Origin of the sequence: Lactococcus sp. dk101, assembly GCF_009601055.1 — a bacterium.
Classification (GTDB): domain Bacteria; phylum Bacillota; class Bacilli; order Lactobacillales; family Streptococcaceae; genus Lactococcus.
In genome coordinates this window covers 24,340-45,559 of record NZ_WITI01000015.1, presented here as the reverse complement: position 1 = coordinate 45,559, position 21,220 = coordinate 24,340, and the positions used below count along the sequence as shown (strand labels likewise).

18 protein-coding genes are annotated in these 21,220 nt (G+C 39.8%); 15 read left to right on the top strand and 3 right to left on the bottom strand.

From position 1 onward, the window contains the following. The first annotated feature begins 25 nt into the window (after positions 1 to 25). From GHI45_RS09705 to whiA, 11 genes are all read left to right on the top strand, one after another. A complete protein-coding gene (locus GHI45_RS09705; RefSeq protein WP_153497444.1) occupies positions 26 to 184 on the top strand; it encodes a hypothetical protein in 159 nt (52 codons plus the stop codon). Positions 185 to 412: 228 nt separating this feature from the next. Beyond that, on the top strand, positions 413 to 2,419 hold the full coding sequence (locus GHI45_RS09700; protein WP_147780515.1) for a peptide ABC transporter substrate-binding protein: 2,007 nt from the start codon (positions 413 to 415) through the stop codon (positions 2,417 to 2,419). A gap of 84 nt (positions 2,420 to 2,503) precedes the next feature. Then, positions 2,504 to 3,997, top strand: a complete 1,494-nt coding sequence (locus GHI45_RS09695; protein WP_147780516.1) for an ABC transporter permease — start codon at positions 2,504 to 2,506, stop codon at positions 3,995 to 3,997. A gap of 5 nt (positions 3,998 to 4,002) precedes the next feature. Further along, positions 4,003 to 4,938, top strand: coding sequence for an oligopeptide ABC transporter permease OppC (gene oppC / locus GHI45_RS09690; protein ID WP_147780553.1), 936 nt, complete (start codon positions 4,003 to 4,005; stop codon positions 4,936 to 4,938). Between the two features lie 9 nt (positions 4,939 to 4,947). Further along, a complete protein-coding gene (locus GHI45_RS11310; protein WP_147780517.1) occupies positions 4,948 to 6,015 on the top strand; it encodes an ABC transporter ATP-binding protein in 1,068 nt (355 codons plus the stop codon). Continuing rightward, positions 6,016 to 6,936, top strand: coding sequence for an ATP-binding cassette domain-containing protein (locus GHI45_RS11305; RefSeq protein WP_147780518.1), 921 nt, complete (start codon positions 6,016 to 6,018; stop codon positions 6,934 to 6,936). It abuts the gene before it with no gap. Positions 6,937 to 7,050: 114 nt separating this feature from the next. Beyond that, positions 7,051 to 8,502, top strand: coding sequence for a cardiolipin synthase (gene cls / locus GHI45_RS09680; RefSeq protein WP_147780519.1), 1,452 nt, complete (start codon positions 7,051 to 7,053; stop codon positions 8,500 to 8,502). Between the two features lie 34 nt (positions 8,503 to 8,536). Next, complete coding sequence (locus tag GHI45_RS09675) at positions 8,537 to 9,907, top strand: RsmF rRNA methyltransferase first C-terminal domain-containing protein (RefSeq protein ID WP_147780520.1); 1,371 nt, start codon at positions 8,537 to 8,539, stop codon at positions 9,905 to 9,907. 57 nt (positions 9,908 to 9,964) lie between these two features. After that, positions 9,965 to 10,864, top strand: a complete 900-nt coding sequence (gene rapZ / locus GHI45_RS09670) for an RNase adapter RapZ (protein ID WP_147780521.1) — start codon at positions 9,965 to 9,967, stop codon at positions 10,862 to 10,864. After that, positions 10,861 to 11,844 carry a YvcK family protein gene (yvcK, locus tag GHI45_RS09665; protein ID WP_147780522.1) on the top strand — a complete coding sequence of 328 codons (984 nt, stop codon included), beginning with the start codon at positions 10,861 to 10,863 and terminating at the stop codon, positions 11,842 to 11,844. The genes rapZ and yvcK overlap by 4 nt, the downstream gene beginning before the upstream one ends. A 55-nt stretch (positions 11,845 to 11,899) precedes the next feature. After that, the gene (gene whiA / locus GHI45_RS09660) at positions 11,900 to 12,823 is read left to right on the top strand and encodes a DNA-binding protein WhiA (RefSeq protein ID WP_147780523.1); all 924 of its coding nucleotides are present in this window, start codon (positions 11,900 to 11,902) and stop codon (positions 12,821 to 12,823) included. A 39-nt stretch (positions 12,824 to 12,862) separates the two neighbouring features. Here the strand turns inward: whiA and GHI45_RS09655 are convergent, their stop codons facing one another. Continuing rightward, positions 12,863 to 13,420 (bottom strand): TetR/AcrR family transcriptional regulator, encoded by a 558-nt coding sequence (locus GHI45_RS09655; RefSeq protein ID WP_147780524.1) that lies wholly within the window; start codon positions 13,418 to 13,420, stop codon positions 12,863 to 12,865. Between the two features lie 206 nt (positions 13,421 to 13,626). On the opposite strand from GHI45_RS09655, the gene GHI45_RS09650 reads away from it, so the two are divergent. The 4 genes from GHI45_RS09650 (at position 13,627) to GHI45_RS09635 (ending at position 19,561) form a co-directional block, all read left to right on the top strand. Continuing rightward, the gene (locus GHI45_RS09650; protein WP_147780525.1) at positions 13,627 to 14,526 is read left to right on the top strand and encodes an ABC transporter ATP-binding protein; all 900 of its coding nucleotides are present in this window, start codon (positions 13,627 to 13,629) and stop codon (positions 14,524 to 14,526) included. 50 nt (positions 14,527 to 14,576) lie between these two features. After that, on the top strand, positions 14,577 to 16,271 hold the full coding sequence (locus GHI45_RS09645; RefSeq protein WP_147780526.1) for an ABC transporter permease: 1,695 nt from the start codon (positions 14,577 to 14,579) through the stop codon (positions 16,269 to 16,271). Positions 16,272 to 16,410: 139 nt separating this feature from the next. Continuing rightward, complete coding sequence (gene ppk1, locus GHI45_RS09640; protein ID WP_147780527.1) at positions 16,411 to 18,480, top strand: polyphosphate kinase 1; 2,070 nt, start codon at positions 16,411 to 16,413, stop codon at positions 18,478 to 18,480. Between the two features lie 10 nt (positions 18,481 to 18,490). After that, positions 18,491 to 19,561: a 6-phosphofructokinase gene (locus tag GHI45_RS09635; protein ID WP_147780528.1), complete on the top strand. Its 1,071-nt coding sequence runs from the start codon at positions 18,491 to 18,493 to the stop codon at positions 19,559 to 19,561. Positions 19,562 to 19,592: 31 nt separating this feature from the next. On the opposite strand, the gene GHI45_RS09630 is transcribed toward GHI45_RS09635, so the two are convergent. After that, complete coding sequence (locus GHI45_RS09630) at positions 19,593 to 20,123, bottom strand: DUF402 domain-containing protein (RefSeq protein ID WP_147780529.1); 531 nt, start codon at positions 20,121 to 20,123, stop codon at positions 19,593 to 19,595. A 128-nt stretch (positions 20,124 to 20,251) separates the two neighbouring features. Then, positions 20,252 to 21,142, bottom strand: coding sequence for a phosphoesterase (locus GHI45_RS09625; protein ID WP_147780530.1), 891 nt, complete (start codon positions 21,140 to 21,142; stop codon positions 20,252 to 20,254). Positions 21,143 to 21,220 lie beyond the last annotated feature (78 nt).

The following is a 21,220-nucleotide window of genomic DNA, read 5'->3' as shown; positions in this document are numbered from 1 at the left end:
AGTTGGTCTCGGATAAGGATAACACATGAAAGAATTAGATGTAGTAAAATTAAAGAATAATAAAATTGTCACGATACTGATTGTACATGATGATGATAATTTTTATGCAGAGGATAAGTTTGATGAAACTTATGAAATAAAATCTAGTGACATCGTTGAAAAAATCGCAAGTTATACAGCATAAAAGGCTTTTGTCAGCATTGACAAGGTCTTTTTTTTGTCCAAAAATAGGACCTTTTATAGAAAGAAATGTGCGAATTGTTATAAAATAATAAATTTATTAAAAAATTTAATAAATTTATTATTTTATGCTTGATTTTTATAAAAATTTTGTATAGAATATAAAAAATAGTAATTTTCAGACAATTTAATATGAACTTACTAAATGAGACGAACTTTTTGGAGGAATTTAATGAAAAAAGCTAAAATTTTTGGAATTTCGGCTGCTGTTCTTTCTGCGGCGGTGCTTTTGACCGCTTGTGGAAGTAAATCATCGACAGAAAAAACTGAAGATGCACCAACCAATTATACTTATGTCTATTCGACAGACCCAACAACTTTTGACTATGTGTCAACAAACCAAAGCGTCAATTCAGGAATTTACTCAAACTTCCAAGACGGTTTGATGGAAAATGACCCTGACGGAAATTACGTGGGTGCGCTTGCCAAATCATGGTCTGTCAGTGATGACGGAAAAACCTATACTTACAAATTGCGCAGTGGCATTAACTGGGTGCAAGCAGATGGCTCAACCTATGCACCGATTAAGGCTTCTGACTTTGTGACAGGGATGAAACACGCGGTTGATACAAAATCAACCATGCTTTACTTGGTTCAACCTTTGATCGAAGGTTTAGATGATTATGTGAATGGTAAGACAAAAGATTTTTCAAAAGTTGGTATTACAGCAGATGATGAAGCTGGTACAGTTTCATATCATTTGAATGAAGCAGCTTCATACTGGAATTCTCTCACAGCTTATTCAATTTTATTCCCAATCAACTCTGATTTCTTGGAAAGTAAGGGCGAAGATTTTGGTAAAGTTTCCTCACCAGATAACTTGCTATATAGCGGGCCATTCACACTTTCAAACTTCACTTCAAAATCAGTCATCGAAATGAAAGCCAACCCTTCATATTGGGACAAAAAGAACGTGCATATCAAGAACATCAAGTTGAATTATTATGACGGCTCACAACCTGGAAACCTCTTTAAACAATTTGACAAAGATGTTTATACTGAAGCCACTGTCTATCCAAATGATTCATCTTACAAAGATGTCGAAAAATCATATAAAGATGATGTCAACTTTAGTTTGACAGGTTCTTCAACTTATAACATCACTTTCAACTTGAACCGTCAATCTTACAAGATGACGAAGAAAACAGAAAGCAAAGAAAAAGAATCAACGAAGAAAGCCATTCTTAACCGTGATTTCCGTGCAGCAATCAGTTATTCACTTAACCGAGTGGACTACTTGGCACAAGTTTCAGGTAAAGATGGAGCGGAAAATAAAGTCCGTAACAGCTTGGTACCAACAAACTTTGTCAATATTGACGGCAAACCTTATGGAGATACTGTTAAATCTGAATTGGACAGTCTTGATTCATCTGTATGGAAAGATACAGACATTACGACTGGTAATAACAGTACTTATAACACAACAATTGCCAAGGCTGAATTTGACAAGGCCAAAACAGCACTTGAAAAAGAAGGCGTTCAATTCCCAATCCATTTGGATCTTCCACAAGATCAAAGTTCAACTCTTTTGATCAACGAAGCAAAATCATTGAAAGAATCAATCGAATCAACACTTGGAAAAGACAATGTTGTGATTGACCTTTACCTGACAGACCAAGATTCATACTATGCAGGGACTTACATGGCTACATCAGGTGCTCAATCTGACTTTGATATTTCAACAGCTTCAGGTTGGGGACCAGACTATGTCGATCCATCTACCTATCTGAATATCTATGATAGCCGTCATGGTGATATGCTTCAAACGCTTGGTTTGACAGGAACTGAAACTGAAAAATCAAGTGCTGCACAAACAGCTGCAATTAAAGCAGTTGGACTCGATAAGTATGACACATTGCTTGACGATGCAGCCAAATACACTGATACAAAAGATTTAGACAAACGATACACAGCGTATGCGAAAGCAGAAGCACATCTCTTGAATAGTTTTGTACAAATCCCAGTTCAAGCGGACGGTGGACTTCCAAAACTTTCTAAAGTGGTTCCTTTCTCTACAGCTTATGGACAAGCCGGAGTTATGAATGGTGTAACAACAACACGTTACAAATATACAAAACTTCAAAATAAAGTCGTTGACCAAAAACAATACGACGAAGCTTATGCCAAATTTAAGAAAGCTAACGAAAAAGCAACAACGCTTGATGAAGCAAAAGACTAATTGATTTGTATAATTCAGATGCCTCCTCTCCCTCTTGGAGGCATTTGAGTTGTTTTAGAAGTAAAAATAGGTAGAGGATTCAATATGTTAAAATATACACTTGGACGTATCCTGCGTGGGTTATTTTCAGTCTTTATGGTAACAACGTTAACTTATATGTTGGTCTATACACTCATTCCTCGTCACATGGTTTTCAATAACGATGCCAACTACAACAAAATTGCATCAGTCCCTGACAAACGGACAGATTATGAAAATACCATCTACGACAAAATGGGTTACATTCAGTATTTGAATACGCGTGAACTGATTGCCAAAGCTGACAAGAGCGGTTTTGAAGCGTCGTCAGAGCTGACAGATGAAAACAAAACAAGCCTTGAAAAATGGGCCAAAAAAGCAGGTGGTGGCTGGACAATTAAGCAAATGCCAAAGAGTAAAGCTTATTATGCCGTGCGTGAAATTCCACTTTATGAGCGGGTCGGAAGATTTTATGGACAAATGATTCAGATTGATAACATCTGGCATGTGCAAGACAAATCAAATCCAGACCTCAAACGTGGCTACAGCATGAATACGAAAGGCGGCTTTGCACTCATCGGAAGTGGAACAAAATATAAATATCAAATTTATACCGACAAACATTTCCCATACATTCATCAAAACATCGTCCACTTGTATCTGGGCCAATCTTTCCCAAGTTATGATGGACAAGAAGTCTTGAAGGTCATTGAACAAGGCCAAGGTGAAGCAGTCTTGTCTCAAGTCAACTTCCCAGAAGGAAAAATGTTGTCATCTGCCAATATTCATACGGCACAATACCGCAGTCCAAGTAAGACAGATGCACCAACCAAAGCGAAATTTGGCTCTGATCCCTATTCGCTAACAGAAAACAATTATGCTGATCCATCCATGCTTACCACATCATTTTTGATTGGGACGCTTGCTTTGATCATCACTTATGGCTTAGGAATTCCCTTGTCGATTTTGTTTGCCCGTAAAAAAGGCACTTGGATTGACGGCTTAGGAAATGCCTTCATCATCTTGTCTATTGCCCTGCCGAGTCTTGCTTTTGTTTATTTCTTACAATTTATCGGTGGTAGCATTGGACTTCCAACCTTGTTCCCTGATTTAGGAGCGCAAAATCCATTGTCCTATGTTCTTCCAGTCTTTATTTTATCAGCGATTTCGATTGGCGGTACCATTCAATGGATTCGACGCTTCATGATTGACCAGTCTTTGAGTGATTATGTTCGTTTTGCGAGAGCTAAGGGCTTGACTGAGCGTGAAATCTCAAATGGTCACATCATGAAAAATGCCATGATCCCGATTGTTCAAGGAATCCCAGTATCAATCATCGCCTCTATCGGTGGTGCAACCATTACTGAAACCATCTTCAATGTTCCTGGTATGGGAAAACTTTTACCAGCAGCGCTTTTGTCACATAATAATGCCATGGTTGTCGGCTTAACCTTTATTTTCACCTTAACGGCTGTCATTGCCTTGATTGTAGGAGATTTGTTGATGACCGTAATTGACCCACGAATCAATCTTACCGTGAAGAAACGAGGTGAAAAATGATGAAAATGAATAATATTGAAGAATTAACACCTGAAATGTTTGATTTGGTCCAAGTGGATCAACTGGCTTCTGAACGGATTGACGCTCCTGTTTATTCATACTGGCGTTCAGTATTCAAGAAATTTTTTAGCTCTAAATTAACCATTGTCATGTTGATTATCATGTTGGTGATTGTACTGATGAGCTTTATTCAGCCCATGTTTTCAGGCTATAGTTTCATGAATACAGGAAATATCAATGACTTTGCTGCCAGATATAATCCACCAAGTTTGAAATATTGGTTCGGAACGGATTCGAACGGTCAAAGTTTGTTTGACGCTGTTTGGGCAGGGGCAAGAACCTCAATCTTGATTGGATTTTTGGCGACGGTGATTACAACGGTACTCGGTGTTGTTGTTGGTGCGATTTGGGGGAATTCGCCACGCATTGACCGCTTCATGCTTGAAGTTTACAATATCTTTAGCAACGTGCCATTGATTTTAGTGGTAATGGTCTTGTCTTTTGCTTTCGGAAATGGTTTTTGGAACCTGCTCTTTGCCATGTGCGCAACCTCTTGGTTGGGAACTGCCTATTTCATTCGGGTACAGGTCATGATTATTCGAGACCGCGAGTATAACTTGGCCTCAAGAACGCTCGGCACAAAAACCTGGCGCCTCGTAACGAAAAACACACTTCCTTTCATGGTCTCTGTCATTATGACCATGGCATCAACAACCTTGCCAAGTTTCATCTCTTACGAAGTTTTCTTGAGTTTCTTAGGAATTGGTTTGTCAGCCGATACGCCTTCTTTAGGGCGAATGATTTCGCAATACTCGACAAACATGACGACGGACTCTTATCTGTTCTGGATTCCTGTCTTTATCTTTGTCTTGATTACCATGGCTTTGTTCTTGGTTGGGCAAGCATTGGCAGATGCCTCAGATCCGAAAACACATTTGTAAGGAGAAAAAATGACAGAAAATAAAAAAATTATTGAAGCAAAAAATGTTTCTGTTCAATTTCATGTCAGAAATCGCTTGTTGACCGCAATTCGTGATATTTCAATCGATTTATACGAAGGCGAAGTATTAGCCATCGTTGGGGAATCTGGTTCTGGTAAGTCTGTTTTTACTAAAACATTTACAGGAATGTTAGAAGAAAATGGACAAATTTCCTCAGGTTCAATCTTATATAATGGGCTTGATTTGGCGCAAATCAAAAGTAATAATGACTGGTCAAAAATCCGTGGTTCCGAGATTGCAACAATCTTTCAAGACCCAATGACTTCGCTCAATCCAATCTTGACTATTGGCAAACAAATCGTCGAAGTGATTGAGAAACATCAACACATTAAGGGTGAAGAAGCGAAAAAACATGCGATTGACCTCATGAAAAAAGTAGGAATTCCAGAAGCTGAAAAACGCTTTTCTGACTATCCTTTCGAGTATTCTGGAGGTATGCGGCAACGGATTGTCATTGCTATTGCTTTGGCATGCAAACCAAAAATTTTAATTTGTGATGAGCCGACCACGGCACTTGATGTTACCATTCAAGCACAGATTTTGGACTTGATTCGTAGTCTGCAAGAAGAATACCAATTTACGACTATCTTTATCACGCATGATTTGGGCGTTGTTGCCAATATTGCCGATAAGGTTGCTGTGATGTATGCAGGGGAAATCATTGAGTATGGGCGAGTGGAAGACATCTTCTTTAACCCTAAACATCCATACACGTGGAGTCTCTTGTCATCCTTGCCTCAACTGGGACAAAAAGGAGAAGCCCTCTTTTCCATTCCTGGAACGCCACCATCATTGTTTAAAGAAATCAAGGGCGATGCGTTTGCTCCGAGAAATCCATTTGCAATGAAAATTGATTATCAGTTGGCACCGCCAAAATATCAGGTCAATGACTGGCATTGGGCAAAAACATGGCTGCTTGACGAACGTGCGCCAAAGGTTGAAAAACCTGAAATCATTCAAAATTTACATGAAAAAATGAAAAATCTTGTCAAAAAACAAAACTTGGAGGAAGTCTAAATGACAAAAGAGGTTTTATTGTCGGTCAAAGATTTAGAGATTTCTTTTGGCTCTGGCAAGAAAAAATTTGTGGCAGTAGAAGATGCCAACTTTGAGATTTACAAAGGCGAAACATTTTCGCTCGTTGGTGAATCAGGCTCAGGAAAAACAACGATTGGACGTGCTGTTATCGGCATCAATCCTGTCAGCGCTGGCGAAATTGACTTTGACGGACTAGAAATCAGTGGCAAATTGTCAAAGAAGACAAAGGAAAAAGTCACACGTGAAATCCAAATGGTCTTTCAAGACCCTGCCGCATCGCTCAATGACCGCGCAACCGTTGATTATATCATTTCAGAAGGGCTTTATAATTTCAAACTTTTCAAAGATGAAGCTAACCGCAAGCGAAAAGTCGAAGCCATCATCAAAGAAGTTGGCTTATTGCCGGAACATCTGTCGCGTTACCCGCATGAATTTTCTGGCGGTCAACGCCAACGGATAGGGATTGCACGCGCTTTGGTCATGAACCCGAAACTTGTCATTGCTGACGAACCGATTTCAGCATTAGACGTTTCCATTCGGGCGCAAGTGCTTAATCTCTTGAAGAAATTTCAAATCGAAGATCAGGTTACTTATTTATTTGTGGCTCATGATTTGTCGGTTGTCCGTTACATTTCGGACCGGATTGCCGTGATTTATAAGGGGCATATCGTGGAGTTGGCGGAAACAGAAGAATTATTTGCCAATCCGATACATCCGTACACCAAGTCTTTGCTGTCAGCAGTGCCAATCCCAGATCCAAGTTTGGAAAAAAACAAGGCATTGATTGTCTATGATCCAACGCAACATGATTATGAAATGGATCCGCCACAATTTGTGGAACTGACACCCGGCCATTTTGTCAGAGCCAATCAAGCAGAACTTGAACGCTATCGAAAATAAAAAATAGGACCTTGTGTCCTATTTTTTATTTCTGAGGAACTTTTAATGATTATCTAAGAAAAGGGGCTTTTTTTTTGATATAATAGGAAGAGACATAAAACAGGGGGAGTTCGTTTGAATTTAAGTTTATTGGCAATATTTGAAATTGTGATTTTTTCGCTGAATTTCATCTTATCGTTCGTCATTATTTTTAGGGAAAGAAAAAGCACTGCAGCGACATGGTCGTGGTTATTTGTGGTCAATATTTTACCAATCTTTGGCTTTATTTTATACTTGCTAATCGGGCGTGGGATTTCTCATTATCGAATTTTTAAAGACCGCAAGCAATTTCAGATTGGCTTTGAGCGTCAGCTAACCAGTGCCAATAAAGCATATAGCAATCCTGAGTTTATCCAAAAAATGCGGAAAAACCATGCCATTGGGCAGTTGATGAACATGCTTTATCGGGAAGAAAAATCAATCATCTCAACCAATACAAAAATTAAAATTTTTGATGACGGGCGTGAAAAATTTGATGCCCTTTTGGAAGACATCAAAAATGCCAAGCATTCTATCCACATGGAATATTACATTTTCCGTATGGACAATCTTGGAAAAGAAATTTATGCGGCGTTGATTGAAGCCAGAAAACGTGGCGTTGAAGTCCGCGTGCTTTATGATGCTTGGGGATCAAACCGAACAAAAATCAAATATTTCTCAGAATTGATTGCGCTTGGTGGTTATGTGGCACAATTTTTCCCACTCATCATGCCTTTGATTAACCCACGTACTAATTATCGCTTGCACCGTAAAATCGTTGTGATTGATGGTGTCATTGGTTATACAGGTGGTTTCAATGTCGGAGATGAATATGCGACCATTACTAAAAAGTTTGGGTATTGGAGAGACAATCACTTGCGTTTAACTGGCGACATTGTCTATTCCTTGCAACATCGCTTTATCTTGGACTGGAATTCGCAACACCATTTTGAAATCAAGGACGGAGCGCCTTATTTTCCACCTGCCCTCAATGAAGGCCACGCCATGACCCAGTTTGTCACCTCAGGGCCAGATGAAGCCAAGGAACAAATTAAATTGACTTATATGAAAATGATTTCTGGTGCAGAACGTGAAATCATTATTCAAACCCCTTATTATATTCCGTCAGATGCCTTGCATGAAACACTGAAATTGGCCCTTTTATCAGGCGTTCAAGTGAAATTGATGATCCCAAATAAACCAGATCACATGTTGGTTTATTGGGCGACTTATTTTAACGCTGCTGATTTGCTCAAATACGGTGCCAAAGTTTATACTTATGAAAATGGCTTTGTCCATGCCAAAAATCTGATCATCGACGGCGAATACGCCTCTGTTGGATCAGCAAATTTTGATTATCGAAGTCTGCAACTCTGTTTTGAAGCCAATGTGGTCGTTTATGACTACGATTTTGCTCAAAAACTCCGTCAAAACTTCATGAACGACCTTGAAGTCAGTAAACCACTGACCATGGAGCGTTATGAAGAACGTTCGATTTTCATTCGATTTAAAGAAGGATTGGCCCGTTTAATCAGTCCAATGCTTTGATAAATAAGAATATTATTATTTTTTAGAAGGTCACATGAATTTACCCTTAGAATTTAAAGAAAAATATGAGAAAGTTCTAGGCAAAGAAGAGTTTGAAAAATTTTTGGTCAGCTTTGACAGCCCTGCTGTCAGTGCTTACCGTATCAATCCTTTAAAAAATTGCTTAGAATTTTCTAAGAAAAACCATGACAAAGCAATTCCAAATAGTCCTTTTGGCTATTATGGAAAGATTTCAGGAAAATCAGCGGCTCATGTCATGGGGCTTGTTTATTCCCAAGAGCCTGCTGCTCAAATGGTGGGCAGTTTAGCCGATATCCAGCCAGGAATGAAAGTCCTTGATTTGTGTGCCGCGCCTGGTGGCAAGTCCACGCAATTATTGAGCCGACTTGAAAATCAAGGATTGCTGGTTTCAAATGAGATTTCCGATAAACGCAGTAAGATTTTAGTTGAAAACATTGAGAGTTTCGGTGCGCGAAATGTGGTTGTCACAAAAGAAGACAGTGCGCATTTGGCTAAAGTATTTGCAGGTTTCTTTGATGTCATCGTGCTTGATGCCCCATGTTCTGGCGAAGGCATGTTTCGTAAAGACCCAGCCGCTACGCAGTATTGGGACAGCACTTACCCTGCCAAATGTGCCGAGCTTCAAAGGGAGATTATCGACAATGCGCTCAAGATGCTGGCGCCTGACGGCGAGTTGGTTTATTCGACTTGCACGTGGTCAAAAGAAGAAGATGAGGACAATGTCCGGTACATGTTGGACAACTATCCGACGCTTGAACTTTTGCCTATGCCGCATGAAAATGGGTTGAGTGGGGGCATTGAAATGCCAGAAGTTGTGCGTTGTTGGCCTCAAAACTTTGACGGGGAAGGTCAATTTATTGCCAAACTCAGAAATCATGCTGTCAGTGCTGACAGCCCCTTGCTTTCAGCTCATAAGGCAACAAAATCAAAGAAGAAAAACGGAAAAAATAAGAAAACCAATGCCATTTCTCAGGAACAAATGAAATTATGGCAAGAATTTGAAAAGAAAAATCTTAAGCTTACTTTTGATAGCCAGTTGATGCAAGTTTTCGGCGAACATCTTTATCTTTTGCCAGCAGGTTTGCCTGATTTGTCACAGCTTAAAATTGCGCGTGACGGACTTTATCTGGGAGAATTCAAGAAAAATCGTTTCGAGCCAAGTTATGCTTTGGGACTGGCATTGCACCCAGAAGAAGTCAAGCAAACGCTTGACATCAGTCTGGAGGACTTTAATAAATATGTGGCTGGCGAAACGCTTGCTGTCAGTACTGACCAAGCAGGTTGGACGCAGTTGACCCTTGACGGAAATGGTTTGGGCTTTGCCAAGGTTGTTTCTGGAACGGTCAAAAATTATTTTCCAAAAGGGCTGCGTTATAAAAATTGACTCCATTAAGGAAAAATTTTTCCTTAAAATATTGAGATGAAAAGAAAGGACATTCACATGGATAAAAAGCTTAGTATCGTGATTATTACAGGAATGTCAGGCGCCGGAAAAACGGTTGCCATTCAGTCTTTTGAGGACATGGGCTACTTCACAGTAGATAATATGCCCCCAACATTGATTGAAAAATTTGTTGACTTGCTCAGTACGCAAGATAGCAATCAAGAAAATAAAATTGACAAGTTGGCCATGGTCATTGATATGCGGTCGCGGGTCTTTTTTGAACACCTCCGCAGCATTATCACAGAGCTAACTGATTTGCCAACCATTGATTTCAAATTGGTCTTTCTCGATGCCAATGATTTAGAATTGGTTGCTCGCTATAAGGAAACAAGAAGAAGTCATCCGTTGGCAATCGATGGACGCGTCCTTGACGGGATTACGATGGAACGTGAGATTTTGACTGATTTGAAGAACCTGTCAGACTTGGTCATTGATACGTCAGAGCTAACACCTCGTAATTTGCGGTCGCAGATTTTGCAAAACTTTTCGACACAAACGACAAATACTTTTCGGATTGAAGTGATGTCTTTTGGCTTCAAATACGGATTGCCATTAGATGCTGATTTGGTTTTTGACGTGCGTTTTTTACCAAATCCTTATTATTTGCCTGAACTACGTAATCAAAATGGAACTAATGAGGCTGTTTATCACTATGTCATGGACAATGAGGCTTCAGAAGCATTTTATACGAATTTGACTGCCATGTTGAAACCGATTATTCCTGCCTATCAAAAAGAAGGCAAGTCCGTTTTGACCATTGCTTTTGGTTGTACAGGTGGACAGCACCGCTCTGTTGCTTTTGCGGAACGCTTATCAAAAGAATTAGGAAAGGATTGGCATGTTAATGTCAGTCATCGAGATAAAGATCGTAGGAAAGAAACGGTGAATCGTTCATGAGCAGACCAAAAATAGTTGTCATAGGTGGCGGGACTGGGATTCCCGTCGTTTTAAAGGCACTCAGAAAAGAAAATGTAGATTTGACAGCGATTGTAACCGTTGCTGATGATGGGGGGTCTTCTGGACGAATTCGTTCAGCAGTTAACATTGCACCACCAGGAGACTTGCGCAATGTCTTGATTGCCATGTCTGACATGCCAAAATTCAATGAAAATATTTTACAATACCGTTTTGACAAATCTGACGGCGAATTTGCAGGGCATCCGCTGGGCAATTTGATTATTGCAGCGGTCGCTGAAATGCAAGGGTCAACCTACCGTGCCATTCAAACCTTAGCGCAATTCTTCCATGTTGATGGAAAAATCTATCCTGCCTCTGACATGACTTTGACCTTGCACGCTGTCTTTAAAGATGGGCATGAAGTCGCTGGAGAGAGTCACATTGCGGATTATACAGGGCAGATTGACCATGTTTATTTGACCGAGACTGACACAGGGCAAGAGCCTGTTGCGTCACGAAATGTGGTCAAATCTATCATGGAAGCTGATACCATTGTGCTCGGTCCTGGATCATTGTTCACATCGATTTTGCCAAATATTGTCATTCCTGAAATCTGTGAAGCCCTCTGGAAGACACCTGCACGCATTGTTTATGTCTGCAATATCATGACCCAACGGGGTGAAACGGAACATTCCACCGATGCGGATCACGTGCGTGTTTTGCACGAGCATATCGGGACAAATATTATCGATACAGTTCTAGTCAACTCAGAAAAAGTTCCTGCTGAATACATGAACACCAATAAATTTGATGAATATTTGGTTCAAGTTGAGCATGATTTTAAGGCATTACAAGAACAAAAAGTAAATATTATTTCAAATAATTTCCTAAAATTGCGTGATGGCGGCGCTTTCCATGACGGCGAAGCCGTGGCAAGAGAGATTGTAGCCATTGCCAATAAATCAGAAGTTAGCCTTTGATCATTTAATAAGCAAGTCTAAATGACGAGTTAATACACTATAGAAAGAGTCAAACATGAGTTTCACAAGTGATGTCAAAAAGGAATTGACAGCTAATTTTTCGACCACAGGTGCCTTGTTGGCCTTGGTCAGAATGAATGGATCAATTAGTATTTTTGGCAAATTGACCCTTTCGATTACGACAGAAAATGCTGGGACAGCCAAATGCATTTATCAAATGTTGCTGGATTTGTTTGAAATTCGAGCAGAAATTCATGTCCACCAAAAAACAACCCTGTCTAAAAATCGCGTCTATACCGTTTTTATTGAGGACAATGTGAATGACTTGTTGGATGAATTATCTCTGGCAGATTCATTGTTGTTGGACAATGGCGTGCCATTATTTGTAAAAAATGACCCGCTCATTCAACGTGATTATTTGAGAGGTGCTTTTTTATCGAGTGGTTCCTTGCACAACCCGGAAAAAGGCGAGTATCAGCTGTCCATTGCCAATGTTTATCAGGAGCATGCGGAGGATTTGCAAGAAATTTTCCATAATTTTGGGCTGAATGCTAAAATCATTGAGCGTAAAAATCGCTACATTTTGTATTTATCAAAAGCTGAAGAAATCATGGACTTTCTAACTTTGATTGGTGCCATGCAGGCAAGGCTAAAATTTGAAGACGCCAAAATGATAAGAGAAATGCGCGGTTTGGCCAATCGTCAATCAAATTTTGAATCAGCCAATATCAATAAAACAGTTCTGGCTGCACAAGAAGCGATTGAAGCCATTCGTTTTTTGTATGAAAAAAAAGAAATGGTGCAACTGTCGCCACAACTGACAGAAATCGCCCGTTTACGTTTTGAAAATCCAGAAGCGACCATTAAAGAACTTGGCGAAATGCTGGAGCCACCGCTTGGAAAATCAGGCGTTAATCATCGCTTGCGAAAAATCATTGAGCAAGCAAACAACTTAAAAAATGCCCAAGAAGAAAAATAAAAATCCACGCAAGTGGATTTTTTTGTCAGCGCTGATAGCTTATTTTAGGCCATTGATGAAGAAGCGACTGATTAAATCAGACTGAGAAAATAGGACATCTGCGTTAAATGCCTTCATGCCTTCGTTAAAAAGACTGATGATAAACATGAAATCTTGATGAGAAAAATCTAAAGAAATTTTTCCTTCTTTTTGACCTTTTTCAAACAGGTCTTGATAAACTTGTGCTTGTAAACTCAAGGTGTCTTGGTCATAAAAATCAGGACTTTCAGCGTATTGTGTCATTAGATTATTGGAAAATGTCTTGCTATACCGTTGGAGCTGGGCCAGTTTCATTTGATTGATAGCTTGATAAGTGGCATCGAAATTCAATTCGCTTTTTATGATCTGCTCAATGTCACTGGTCATGTGTTCAAAGGCTTTCAAAATGACCAAATTCATCAGATGATTTTTATTTTGGAAATATTTGAATAAAGTGACTTTAGAAACAGATGCTTTTTGGGCAATTTCATCAACGGTTATGTCCTTAATTTCTTTTTCATTGAGGAGCTGAAAGGTCGTCTGTAAAATGGCTGCCTTCTTTTGTTCTGTTTGATTCATTTTTGACTTCCTTCATTTTTTTATCTCTGTAAAAATTATAACTTTTTATTTGAACTAATTCAAATAAAAGAGTACAATATGAACTGATAAAGGATAAATAGTTCAATTATCATTACAAACCCTATTATCAACGGCTTCTCAGTTGGTTTAAATCAATTTGTTAAAAAAGAGAGACTGGCGCAAATCCGTCAGTGGAGGAAAATAGCATGGCAAAAATTGTTGAAGTTAGCCAGCTTCAAAAACAATTTGGCAAATTTCAAGCCCTTAAAAACGTAAGTTTTGAGTTAAATAGCGGCGAAGTTTTAGGTTATGTTGGTCCAAATGGTGCGGGAAAATCGACAACCATTCGCACCCTGCTCGGCTTGATTAAGGCAAGCAGTGGCACGGCAAAGATTTTTGGTAAAGATGTCTGGACAGACAGCATTGATATTCATAAAGATTTGGCTTATGTGCCTGGCGATGTTTATCTGTGGCCCAATTTGACTGGTGGCGAAATTATTGATTTATTTTTAAAAATGCACGGTGCTTTTGACGCTGAAAAACGGGATGAACTTATCAAAAAATTTGAATTTGACCCTAAGAAAAAAGCCCGTTCTTACTCCAAAGGAAACCGTCAGAAAGTGGCCTTGATTGCGGCATTAGCCAGTAAGGCAGAACTTTATATCTTTGACGAACCAACATCTGGCCTTGATCCATTGATGGAGGCGGTTTTCCAAGATGAAGTTGCACGACTCAAAGCTGAGGGTAAAGCCATTTTGCTGTCAAGCCACATTTTATCTGAAGTTGAGCGCTTATGCGATCGGATTGCGATTATTGCAGCAGGTGAAATCGTCGAATATGGCTCACTTGAAGAAATGCGCCATTTGACCCGCTATGAATTTAAAGTTGAGACCAGAAAAGAAGCGACTGCCCTTGCCAATCAAGCCTATATTTATGACCTTAATGTTGACGAACATAATCCATTAAAGATTGCCTTTCAAGCAGATTCTGACAAGATCCAAATGGTTCTGTCAGAGCTGACAGCTTATGATGTGGTCAAAATTGACTCCAATCCTCAGACATTGGAAGAACTTTTCATGCACCATTACTCACAAGGACGGGGCTAATCATGTCGCCTTATTCACGCTTTTCAACTTTAAGAGGATAGGTAAATAAAATGAATAAACCTTTTAATCACACGTTAATGATGATGAAATCATTGTTTAAACGTGATAAATTTAAATATTTGTGGTGGGTTTTGGGCGTTTTGCTTTACGCCGCTTCAGGTGCTGGAAAATTTGAAGCAGCAATGCCAGCGCATTCGACAACGGCTGCAAGTATGTTTACGCTCTTTCAAAATCCAGCCTTGGTCGCCCTTTTTGGCCCAACATCTGTCAAATCAGCAACGGCCTTTAATGCAGCGACCGCATTTGGTGGCATTATGCCTTTGATGACTGTTGTTGTCTTTGCCATTATTTCCATCGTTTATGTGGTCAATCGAACACGGAAAGATGAAGATGAAGGCATCGCAGAGTTATTGCGGAGCTTTCAAATCGGTAAACTTGCCAACACGACTGCCGTTGTCATCGAGTTATTCCTGCTTCATGTGGTGATTACATTGGCACTGGCAGGAACAATCGCTGCACAAAATGTACCTCATATGCCCATTTCGAGTGATTTCCTTTTCGCCGCAAGCATTGGTGCACAGGGCTTTCTTTGGGGCATGCTTGCCCTCTTGCTGATGAATATTTTTCCTGAGGCAGGTGCTGCCAAAGGGGCAAGCATTGGTATTCTTGGTGGATTTTATATTTTACGCATGTATTCGGACATCAAAGCGGTTCATTTAAGTTGGTTCAATCCTTTGAGCTGGTCTTATTTGACGGATGTTTATGTCAAAGATAATTGGCTTCCGGTGTTTTTAACCTTACTTTTGGCGGTCATTCTCCTCGTCATTGCCTACTTACTCGAACTCGGTCGGGATGTTTCCGCAGGTTACTTACCTGAATCAACAGGGAAAGCACACGCTGGCTTCTTGCACAAGACTTTTCCTGGCTTTGTCTTTCGTCAACAACGCGTTGCAGTCATTGGCTGGTTGATTGGTGTCTTTGTCATGGGGATTACCTACGGCTCCATGATTGGCCAAATCGGCAATTTGATTAGTTCAGCAGGTTCAAACAATTATATGACTCAAGCCATGGGCATTAGTGTCCATGCGACTGGAAATCTGATGACGCAACAATTTTTGACCACTGTCTTTCTGGTGATTTCGATGATTTCCGTCTGTTTTGCCATTACTTCCTTGCAACGTTTGGCTTCTGAAGAACGGAAAAATCGGCAGGAACAACTTTATTCCTTCCCATTGAGTCGCTTGAAAGTATATGCTACTTATACAGCACAAGCCTGGATTTTAGGCGTAATTGCCCAATTTGCTGGCATTTTAGGCATTTATCTGGTACAAATGAACAGTAAATCGGCGCTTTCACTTGCGAGTCTTTTGTCGGCAGGGATGATTTCGATTGTCGGAAATTGTTTCATCCTGTCCGTTCTTGGACTTATGATTGCATTTGTCCCACGCTTTACCAGCATGATTTGGGCTTACGTTGGTTTCACATTTTTTGTAGGTGAAATCGGTAATATGCTGAAATTCCCAGCGACACTCATGAATTTAGATGTTTATCACAATCTGTCAAAGGTGACGCAGACCACATCAAAAGTCTTGAAACATAGCAGTTCAGGCTATACTTATGATATTCAAATCACTGCCAAAACGGTTGCCATTTGGAATAACGTGTGGCTGGTTTTAGCCCTTGCTATCATTCTGGTTATCGTTGGTTTCATCGGCTATCGTCGCCGCGATATGATTAGTGGATAAAAAATAAAACTGTCAGAACTGACAGTTTTTTTAATTCCAAATATTTTTGCATTTTTTTCAGAAAATTGTGTGGGATTGGTATGATAAAGATTAAATTTGTGTTAGAATTTAAGTAGAAAAATAAGATAAGGAAAAGGCAATGTCAGACGAAAAAATCAATGTGTTTACCAACCGCGAATTATCGTGGTTACAATTTAATGAACGTGTACTTGAAGAAGCCGAAAAAGAGCAACTTCCGACTTTTGAGCGTTTGCGTTTCTTGTCCATTTACATGAATAATTTAGACGAATTTTACCGGGTGCGTGTCGGCAGATTGAATGATCAGCTGATTTTGGACGACGGTGTTGTCGCTAGCCAGACCAAAGCAGAGATTACGAGTCTCTTTCGAACGGTCTTGAGAAAAACCAAACGTTTAATTCCGAGATTTGATCGTGCTTATGATGAAGTCAGCAAGCAACTGAAAACATTGGGTGTCTCTCAGATTGAAGAAGATGAGAAAATATCTGAAAAAGATGAAGCTTTTCTTAGAAATGTTTTCAAATACAAAGTTGCACCACATTTGACACCATTTATTGTCGAGAAAAATCATCCGTTACCTTTTTTTGAAAACGAACGCCTGGTTTTAGGTGTCACTCTGAAAACAAAAAGAGGCAATACCCGTTTTGGCTTTTTGCCCATTCCAAAAGACGTTGACAAAATCGTTCGAATTCCAAGCGATCCCAGACGTTATATGTTGATTGAGGACTTGATTTTCCGCTATGCCAATCGGATTTTCCATAAATTCAGCGTAGAGGGCAAAGTTGTCTTTTCTGTGGTTCGAAATGCTGATATTGATGAGAGCGACGGCCTTTATGACTACGATCCGGATTTTTCAGAAACCATGTCTAAAATTATCGAGGTGCGGAATTTTAGAGCGCCCGTCATGGTCAAATATAATGGCAGTAATACGCCAAAAATGCTCAATTATTTGGCACACAATTTTGCCTTAAGAAAAACCCAATTTTTTGAATATGACAGCCCCCTTGAGTTTGATCATTTGTCAGAAATCGAGGAGATGATGAGTAAAAAAATGCGTAAAAAAGCACTTTTTACACCGGTTAAACCTGCTAAAATCAAACGATTTTCAGATCCGTCACTTGATTTGATTGCTTCATTATTAGAAAAAGATTATTTGAGTTCCTATCCGTTTGAGAGTATGACGCCAATGATTAACTTACTCAATCAAGCAGCCAAAGATGAGCGGGTCACGCAGATTTCGATGACCTTGTATCGTGCCTCAAGACAATCAAAAATTGTGTCAGGATTGATTGCTGCCAGCAAAAAAGGGAAGAAAGTAACGGTTGTTATCGAGTTACGGGCTCGTTTTGATGAGGAGAACAATATTGACCTGTCAGAAAAACTTCAAAAAGCTGGAATTAACGTTATCTATGGCCTGCCAGGCTACAAGGTGCATTCAAAATTACTTTTGATTGAGTTATCAGACCAGCGAAAAATTGCTCTGGTTGGTACGGGGAATTTTAACGAAACAACAGCCCGTTTTTATACAGACTTGGCATTGATGACCGCTGACAAGGTCATTACTGACGATGTTAAAAATGTCTTTGACAACATTGCTGCAGGGTCATTTGTTCAACAAAGCCAAAGTCTTTTGGTTTCGCCACTTTTGATGAAACCAAAGCTGATCGAACTGATTGATGAAGAAATCGAGTTTGCACATCACGGAAAACCCGCGCGGATTGTCATGAAAATGAACTCCTTGACAGAAAAACCCATGATGAATAAGCTGATTGAAGCTTCTCAAGCCGGTGTCAAAATTGATTTGATTATTCGAGGCATTTGTTGTCTAATCCCAGGTGTCAAAGGGCAGACCGACAACATCAAAGTCAGATCAATCGTTGGCCGTTATCTTGAACATTCCCGTATTTTTGCTTTTGGCAGTGCTGACAGACCTGTAAAATATTATATTTCGTCAGCGGACTTGATGACCAGAAATTTGACGGGGCGCGTGGAAGCAGCAGCACCGATTTATGACAAAGCCAATCAAATCAAAATTCAAAACATTTTGGACTTGTGTTTGAAAGATAACGTCAATGCACGCATTCAAAAATCAAATGGCAAATACGTCAGCGTCAAGGCTGGCAAAAAAGAAAAACTGATAGACAGTCAAGAAATCCTGTCAGAGCTTGCACAAGCAGGTCAAAGCAAATAAAGGAGAAACAATGAGACGCATTGGAATTTTAACAAGTGGTGGCGATTGTGCTGGACTCAATCCAGCCATTTATGCACTGGCAAAAAGCCTTTATGGTAAGATTGACAATCTGCAATTGGTCGGGATTTTAGACGGTTACACAGGTTTGATTGAGGGACGAGTTCGTGAGCTTGTCGAAGCCGATTTTGAGGGGCTGATTGAAGAAGGGGGGACTTTTTTGGGCTCCATTCGTCAGTCTTTCAAAACGATAGATATTAAAGATGAAAACGGCAGCTCTAAAGCCGATAAAATGGTCAAAAATGTGGCTTTACTCCAATTAGACGCCCTTGTTGTTTTAGGGGGCAATGGCACGCACAAAGTGGCTAATTTACTGGCTGAACGAGGTGTCAACATCGTGGCGCTTCCTAAAACGATTGACAATGATATTTTTGGAACGGATGAAACCTTCGGCTACAATACTGCAACTCAGGTCGGCGTGGATTATATCGAACGCATTCGAACGACGGCAGCCTCTCATTCGCGTGTCTTTATTATTGAAATCATGGGAAATAAAGTGGGCTGGTTGGCCCTATCGACTGGGCTTGCGAGTGGTGCGGATATGATTATCCTGCCAGAATTCCCTTATTCTGTCGATAAAATGACCGCAGATTTACAGGCCATTTTGAAAAAGAAAAATTATGCCTTAGTGGTGGTCAGTGAAGGCGCATTTTCGAAAGATGAGAAAAAATTAAAAAATAAAGAACGACTTCAAACGCGACAGGCGGCAGGGTTTCGAACGATTTCTGAGAAGCTTGCTCACGAAATAGAAAGCGAACTCGGTATTCAAGTGAGAACAGCAATGCCGGGGCATGCCCTCCGTGGCGGAACGGCCAATGCTTACGACCGCAATTATACGCTCCAACTGGGAGCTTATGCCGCAGATTTAGTTGTAGATGATGTTTTTGGCGTAACTGTAGCTAAGATGAAAGGAAAAATTACCCACAATCAACTCAAAGCAATTGCTGGTAAAGCAAAGCCAGTCACTGCCGACAACCAAAAAGTTCTTGCTGCACGTAGCATTGGCATTTCATTTGGGGATTAAAATGAAGAAAAAAGAAAAAATAGCCAAAGGGCTATTTTTTTAGTTGATGATAACGATTGTACCAAATGTCGACATATTCTTTTGAAAAGGGGCCTTTTTCATTGTTGATCCAATCAACAAGGATTTTGACATTTTCTTTTAAAACATGGTCAATTTCTTTGGAGTAGTGCATTTGCTTACGATGACGTTCGTATTCCTCGACGTCAAGAAGTTTCTTCTCGCCGTCTTTAAATACTTTGATGTCCAAATCATAATCAATGTACTTCAAGGCTTCGTTATCCAAGACGAAAGGGCTCGCTAGATTACAATAATAGCTGACGCCTTCCTCACGAATCATAGCAATGATGTTAAACCAAAACTTTTTGTGGAAGTAAACAATCGCAGGTTCACGGGTCACCCAACGACGGTCGTCTGACTCAGTGACTAAAGTGTGATCGTTTACGCCAATGATTGAATTTTCATTTGTTTTCAGCACCATCGTGTCACGCCAAGTGCGATGGAGACTGCCATCATGTTTATAGCTTTGAATCGTGATGAAGTCGCCTTCTTTAGGAATTTTCAAGGCTATCTCACTTTCTCAATTCAAAGTTCTCGCTTATCATTGTACCACTTTTTTTAAGATTTTAATAGTTCAAAATGACAACTTTTTCCATTTTCTTAGAAAAATTTATTTCGATTTTTGACTTCATTCTAAAACTCAAAAATTGTCAGTGCTGACAAGAATTCTTCAGCCAAATGTGCCTTCCGATAAGACAGCCAATCGTCTGATTGACGGATGTTTTTGTAACGTTTTCGCAGATGTGCCATTTCTGGAATTCGGTAGTCAGGAAAAGCGTCAAAAAATGAAGACACCATTTGCCACTCATAAGGATAGCCCAAGGGGTGCGCGTGATAGGAAATGTTGTCACGTTTGACAGCGTCAAAATGATGATGAATGTGACCAAAAACCACATCGGTTACATTTGGAAAATGCGTGAAAAGTTCATGAAAATGAGCTGAGCCCAAAAAAGCATTGAATTTCTCAAATTTTTCATATCTGGTATTGATGATAAATTGAGCGTGTGGCACAAAATGCATGCTGATAATGACCCGTTTTGCCGAAGAAAGCTCAAGTAGCACCTGCTCAAGACGGGTTAAAATTTTCTCTGTGGTTATTCGGTCGTTTTCACGCCGATGAATTTTTCGGTCAAAATAAAAATTCTTTTTAAAGTTTTCTAATTTTTCTACTGGCATGTTTTGTCTGATCAAAGAATAATCATACCAACCAGCAAAGCTCAAAAAAGCAGTATCTCCGAACCATTGGATTTGCCAGTCATTTTCAATGATTTCAGCCTCCGTCAGCCCAACCATGTCATGATTTCCCAGATTATAAGTAACCGAAATCCCTGTCCGTGCTGACAGCTCTTCAAAATAAGGCAGGGTAATTTTTTTTAAGTCGTTTGACATGTCACCTGCAAAATGCAAATGACGAATGTCTTGGTCAATGAGTAAATGATTAAATATTTCTAATTCTTCTTGAGAAAAATCATTGACATCCATGTGAATGTCAGAGATGACCGCCAATTTTGTTTTATTTGTCATGGTCAAATTCTAACAGTTTCATGATTTTATTTCAAGATAATGGAACGACACCCCCAGTGCAAACGCTTCCTAAATCTG